The organism is Haemophilus sp. UMB1048 (assembly GCF_030218125.1).
GTDB lineage: Bacteria > Pseudomonadota > Gammaproteobacteria > Enterobacterales > Pasteurellaceae > Haemophilus_D.
Window position 1 is genome coordinate 1 of sequence record NZ_JASOPB010000073.1, and the last position, 293, is coordinate 293.

Consider the following 293-nt stretch of genomic DNA (forward strand, 5'->3'; position numbering starts at 1 on the left):
GTTGTCGAACTCAGCGGCCACGTTGTGGCATCCGGAAGCGCACTTTGATTGGGTGCGTCCGGGAATTGTGCTGTATGGCGCATCGCCGTCGGGCCAGTGGCGGGATATTGCCAATAGCGGCCTGAAACCGGCGATGACCCTTAGTAGTGAGGTGATTGCCGTACAGACGCTGAAAAGCGGCGAACGGGTGGGCTATGGTGGGTTGTATCAGGCCGCAGGTGAACAGCGCATCGGCATTGTCGCCTGCGGTTATGCCGACGGCTATCCGCGCGTCGCCCCGAGCGGCACGCCGG

The 293-nt window shown here is 62.5% G+C and carries 1 protein-coding gene; it reads left to right on the forward strand.

Annotation, left to right across the window (positions count from 1 at the left end; genetic code table 11):
* Positions 1-293, forward strand: a 293-nt coding sequence (locus QP437_RS09925) for an alanine racemase C-terminal domain-containing protein (RefSeq protein ID WP_285267722.1), incomplete at both ends; no start/stop codon positions are given.